Source organism: Megasphaera geminata F0357 (assembly GCF_000239275.1).
Lineage (GTDB): Bacteria > Bacillota > Negativicutes > Veillonellales > Megasphaeraceae > Megasphaera > Megasphaera geminata.
In genome coordinates this window covers 1-5,034 of the sequence record NZ_JH417576.1, presented here as the reverse complement: position 1 = coordinate 5,034, position 5,034 = coordinate 1, and the positions used below count along the sequence as shown (strand labels likewise).

General features: G+C 49.7%; 6 protein-coding genes. 2 read left to right on the top strand and 4 right to left on the bottom strand.

Going from position 1 to position 5,034, the window contains the following annotated elements; all coding sequences use genetic code 11:
- The 4 genes from HMPREF0080_RS10640 to HMPREF0080_RS03320 all read right to left on the bottom strand — a co-directional run.
- On the bottom strand, positions 1-201 hold a 201-nt coding region (locus HMPREF0080_RS10640), incomplete at its 3' end, for a nucleoside recognition domain-containing protein (protein ID WP_006789796.1).
- Positions 202-378: 177 nt separating this feature from the next.
- Positions 379-2,301, bottom strand: a complete 1,923-nt coding sequence (gene feoB / locus HMPREF0080_RS03330) for a ferrous iron transport protein B (protein WP_006789795.1) — start codon at positions 2,299-2,301, stop codon at positions 379-381.
- 15 nt (positions 2,302-2,316) lie between these two features.
- Positions 2,317-2,550 carry a FeoA family protein gene (locus HMPREF0080_RS03325; RefSeq protein ID WP_040347074.1) on the bottom strand — a complete coding sequence of 78 codons (234 nt, stop codon included), beginning with the start codon at positions 2,548-2,550 and terminating at the stop codon, positions 2,317-2,319.
- 277 nt (positions 2,551-2,827) lie between these two features.
- Positions 2,828-3,763: a YitT family protein gene (locus tag HMPREF0080_RS03320; protein ID WP_006789793.1), complete on the bottom strand. Its 936-nt coding sequence runs from the start codon at positions 3,761-3,763 to the stop codon at positions 2,828-2,830.
- A gap of 188 nt (positions 3,764-3,951) precedes the next feature.
- Between HMPREF0080_RS03320 and ispE the strand changes: the two genes are divergently transcribed.
- Both ispE and HMPREF0080_RS03310 read left to right on the top strand, forming a co-directional pair.
- Positions 3,952-4,797: a 4-(cytidine 5'-diphospho)-2-C-methyl-D-erythritol kinase gene (gene ispE / locus HMPREF0080_RS03315; protein ID WP_006789791.1), complete on the top strand. Its 846-nt coding sequence runs from the start codon at positions 3,952-3,954 to the stop codon at positions 4,795-4,797.
- 14 nt (positions 4,798-4,811) lie between these two features.
- A partial coding sequence (locus tag HMPREF0080_RS03310; protein WP_006789790.1) for a GntR family transcriptional regulator occupies positions 4,812-5,034 on the top strand: 223 nt, incomplete at its 3' end.

The window sequence follows — 5,034 nt, the reverse complement described above, 5'->3', positions numbered from 1 at the left end:
CATCCGCAATTTCCGGGAATTCGTTTCACGTTTGATGACTGCGAGAGCCGCTACACAAGGCATGTAGAGGAGGCAGAACACCATGAGCGAGAGCGCTACGGCCGCATTAAAGTCGGGATCTTCCGCAAGGTATGTTACGAGGTTCGCTTCATGCTTGTCGTCGGCCTGTACGCTGTAAATCGTGGCGAGCGTCGAGACCATGACTTCTTTAGCGCCGTGCAGGCAATGAGCCCGACACCGATCTTCCAGTCAAAACCGAGCGGCTTAATGGCCGGCTCAATGAATTTACCGAGGCGGGCCGCATAGGACTGGCCGATTTTTTCAGCGTTTTCCTGTGATTCGAGATCCGCCGTTGCGTCATCGGCGTTCTTCTTGGCATTAAAGAGGGGCAGCGCCTGTGCATAGGCTTTCGGATCGGAAGCTTCCAGGTCGGCAAACGCATCCGGATATTCCGGTTTGTCTTCTTCCGCTTCCTTTGCCTGGGGCTACGCTGTTCACATCCTGATCTTCATCGTCTTCCGCATCGTCGGCTTCTTTCTGAGCATTTACCATGGAATCGTACATGCTGTTAAGTTCGGCGTTATCTTTCAGGTTTTTCAACCCGTAAGAAGCGAGGAGCTGAGATTGCTGCTCCATCGTGTCCGTTACGGCGTCTTTGGCGGCGTCGAAGTCCCGGGAGTATTCAACGTCCAGCGGATAGGCCGTAAGGAACCAGACGAGGATAGACGCACCGAGAATAATCGTACCGGCTTTTTTCAAGTAGAGTACCGTGCGTTCCCACATGTGCATAAGCACGCCTTTAAGCGTCGGAATATGATAAGGAGGAAGTTCCATGACAAACGGTTCCTGCTCTCCTTTAAATTCCGTGCGGCGCAGGATGAGGGCAATGGAAATGGCCACGATAATACCGAGCAGGTACAGTCCGAAAAGGACGGTGCCGCCATAGCCGGAGGCGCCGAAAAATGCCGCGATAAACAACGTATATACCGGGAGTCTGGCGCCGCAGGACATGAAGGGAAGCGCTAAAATCGTAACCATACGGTCGCGTTCATTATCAAGCGTACGAGCGGCCATAATGCCCGGGACGTTACATCCGAAGCCTAGGATCATGGGAATGAACGATTTACCGTGGAGGCCGAAGGACCTCATAATGCGGTCAATCAGGAACGCCGCACGGGCCATGTAACCGGAGTCTTCAATAAGACTGATGAAGAGATACAGAAGTATGATAAGCGGCACGAAACTGAGAACGGCGCCGACGCCGCCGATTGCGCCGTCGACGACAAGTGAGCGGAGCTGCTCGTCGTCAATAATCGTGCCGAGCCAATCGCCGAGTATCCCGAAGCCCTTTTCCAACCAATCCTGCGGATATGCGCCGATGTCGATGACGACGGTGAACATGAGCCACATGAAGAAGAGGAAAATCGGCAGGCCGATATATTTATTCGTTAATACGCGGTCGATTTTATCGGAAAGATTGTCGCTCGTACCGGCAGCCACGACGGAGGCGTTATAGGCTTTGACTGCGAACTGATGCCGGTACTGGGCGAAATGAAATTCCAGATCGACTTTGTCTTTCAGTGAATCGCGAAGCTCCTGCGCTTTGGCAAGGATTTTTTCCGTACCGGCAATAGCTTTGACCTTGGCAACGACATCATCATCATTTTCAAGAAGCTTTACAGCCGCCCAACGGAGAGGATAGCTGATCGTACCGGCTTCTTTCATTACGTTGGTGAGGTCGGCAATTGCCGGTTCGACGATCTCGCCGTAATTGATTTCCGGATTTTTCAACTTAGCCAGTTTTTCGTCATCGACAACGACGGCGAGAAGGCGGTCCGTACCGACGTTTTTACTGCCCACGAGGGGCACGACTACAGCCCCCATCTGTTCACCCAGTTTTTCCAGGTTGATTTTGATATTCATGCGATCGGCAATGTCCATCATGTTAAGGGCAATGACGACGGGACGGCCCAGTTCGGCGAGCTGAGCGGCCAGATAAAGGTTGCGTTCCAGATTGGAAGCATCCAGTACGTTGACGATAAGATCCGGCTTATCATTGATAATAACGTTGCGCGCCACTACTTCATCCAAAGAACGCGCTGTCAGACTGTATGTGCCGGGAAGGTCGACAAAGAGAAGATCTTCACCCTTATAATTACAGTGTCCTTCTTTTTTTTCGACTGTAACGCCCGGATAGTTACCCACGTGTTGCTTGGCGCCGGTAATATTGTTAAAAATCGTGGTTTTGCCACAGTTCGGATTACCGGCGAGGGCAATCCGAATCGTCTTAATTGAACTCATGTGAACGGTTTCCTCCTAATCGACGGCTACACTGATCATAGCCGCTTCGTTTTTTCGCAGTGCCAAGGCACAACCTTTTACTTTCACCTCGACGGGATCACCTAAAGGTGCGGTTTTTACGACAGAAATACGGGAACCTTTTACGACGCCCATATCGACCAGTCGATGTTGGATATTACCGTGTCCTTCGAGTGCTTCAACAGTACCGGAAGTCCCCACTTCCATATCTGCCAGTTTCATAATGCGCATGTGCTGCACCTCCTTAAAGGTCATGGGTTGAATATAAAATCACGATAATAATGCTCATCCCCAACTTGTGATAATAACATTCAATTCCATAAAGTCTATAGAAAAGTATATAGCACCCGTATTTTCATGTCAACGAAAATAAGCGCCGCCGCTGTATATATAAAACAATAATATAACAGTATAATGGCCTTTGAAGAAAAAAATACCGCACTGTACGGCTTACGGGATTATCCGTACAGTGCGGTGCGTCAATAGTATGAGACGATGTTACAGAAAATTAATAATCAGGCGGCAGCGGCTTTCGGGTACGGGGCATACTCATCGAGTCGCCGGGATTTTCATGAAATTTAGGCGACGGTTCAGTAAAGCCCGTGCCGAAAACATCGGAAGCATCGCTGATAATCATAAACGCGCGAGGGTCCACCTTGTTGACGATTTCTTTTAATTTAGAAACCTCTGTCAACTTGATGATAGCATAAATAATCTGTTTTTCCTGCATCGTGTAAGCGCCCTTGCCTTGGATGAAGGTAACGCCGTGACCGATGTAGCGCATGATGACGCCGGCCATCTGTTCCGGCCTGTTTGTAATGATCGTAACGGCTTTGCGTTGGTTGAGGCCGATGACCACTTTATTCGTAAGAAAGGCCGTGACATAGGAACCGATAAACGTCAGGACCGCCAGTTCAAGGCCAAACATATATGCGGCAAAAATAAGAATGAATGTGTTGACGGCTATGACGACATTGCCCATTTCGAAAGAGTAGAATTTTTTTACAATGGCGCCGACGACGTCGAGCCCGCCTGTATTTCCGTTATAACGGTAAATAATACCCATGCCGATGCCGTTTAAAATACCGCCGGTAATGGCGGCGGTCATAGGATCGTGGATGACCGACATATCCGCCAGGAAGGACAGGGAATCGAGGATAAAAGAGTATATGAACGTGCCGATAATGGCAAGTATCGTATATCGCCGTCCCATAAACCTGTAACAGGCTATGAGAACAGGTATGTTCATGATAAAATTGCCCATACCGAAGGGAAGACCCGTTGCATAGTAGACCATGATGGCGGCCCCGCCGATACCGCTGCTTAAAAGGTGATGAGGAATGAAGAACGCATTAATGCCTATGGCGGCGATAATGCTGCCGATAAAATTGGCTATATAGGGGGCGGCCAGCTGTCTTTTTGTAAGTTGTTCCTTTTGTTTCATTGTATATTGACCCGTCCTTCAGGAAGATTGTAAAAGCACAGAAAAACCAGTATAATAAAAAAAGTATCTGTACACTGTTTTATAAATGAAGCGAATTCTGTGCATAATTTTATATATAGGCTCATTATAGCATGGGCCGGTCAGAAGTAAAATGAAAAACGATTATTTTTTAAAGGGTGGAGCCCGTGATGATAGAAGAAATCGCATACGGAAAGATTAACCTGGCCATGAATATTCTCGGCCGTCGCCCCGACGGGTATCACGAAGTGGATACAGTTTATCAGTCCGTTGATCTTCATGACACGGTTTGTCTTGAAAAAAGCGATACCTTCAGCCTTACCTGCTCATGCGGTGAATTGCCGTGTGACGAGTCGAATCTGGCCTATCGGGCGTATAAAGCCCTTTTGCCGTTTTCGGAAGATTTGCAGGCTGTGCGCATTCATATAGAGAAGCGGATCCCGGTTGCCGCCGGCCTTGCCGGCGGCAGTGCCGATTGTGCGGCCGTGTTGCGCGGCCTGAACCGCCTTTGGCGGCTTGCCTTGCCTGATGAAGCCCTGCGCCGCATCGGCAGGAGCCTCGGTGCCGATGTACCCTTTTGTATCAGCGGCGGTACGATGAGGGCCGGCGGTATCGGTGAAATACTTGTACCCCTGAAAAAGCTGCCGCCATGGGACGTACTCATCGTTCATCCTCATGTGCTTGTGCATACGGATGAAGCTTATGACCTTTTTACGCATAGCTGCACGGCTCATGCCGTCGATATGGGAGAGATGGTCAATTCCGTTGCGGCACAGGATTTCGAAAGTATCTGCAGCGCTATGGGAAATATGTTCGAATCTCTTATCATGCCGCATGTACCGGCTGTCGGCCGATGCAAAGACATGTTGACGCGCTTGGGGCTCATGCCTTTGATGACAGGCAGCGGGCCGACCGTATTTGCACTGGTGCCGCCTGAAAAGGACGGAGAAGAAATGGCGACGGCTTTACGCGAAGCCGGCCGTAATGTCGATGTTATAGTGACGGCCTTACGTTAGAGAGGAAATATAAGGTGAATAAAAAACACAGATTGGAACCGATCAGATTAGACACATATAAGCCCTTGCGGGATGTTGTCAGTGAAGCGCTTCGGCAGGCTATCCGTGAAGGTGTTTTAAAGCCCGGCGAACGGCTTATGGAAATTCAGCTTGCCGATGAACTCGGTGTCAGCAGAACCCCCATCAGGGAAGCTGTCAGGAAACTGGAACTGGAAGGATTTGTCGTCATGATGCCGC

What these genes read in the sequence shown, in the direction of transcription:
- HMPREF0080_RS03320 (WP_006789793.1), bottom strand. Translation starts at nt 3,763, where the DNA reads ATGAAACAAAAGGAACAACTTACAAAAAGACAGCTGGCCGCCCCCTAT.
- ispE (WP_006789791.1), top strand. Translation starts at nt 3,952, where the DNA reads ATGATAGAAGAAATCGCATACGGAAAGATTAACCTGGCCATGAATATT.
- HMPREF0080_RS03325 (WP_040347074.1), bottom strand. Translation starts at nt 2,550, where the DNA reads ATGCGCATTATGAAACTGGCAGATATGGAAGTGGGGACTTCCGGTACT.
- feoB (WP_006789795.1), bottom strand. Translation starts at nt 2,301, where the DNA reads ATGAGTTCAATTAAGACGATTCGGATTGCCCTCGCCGGTAATCCGAAC.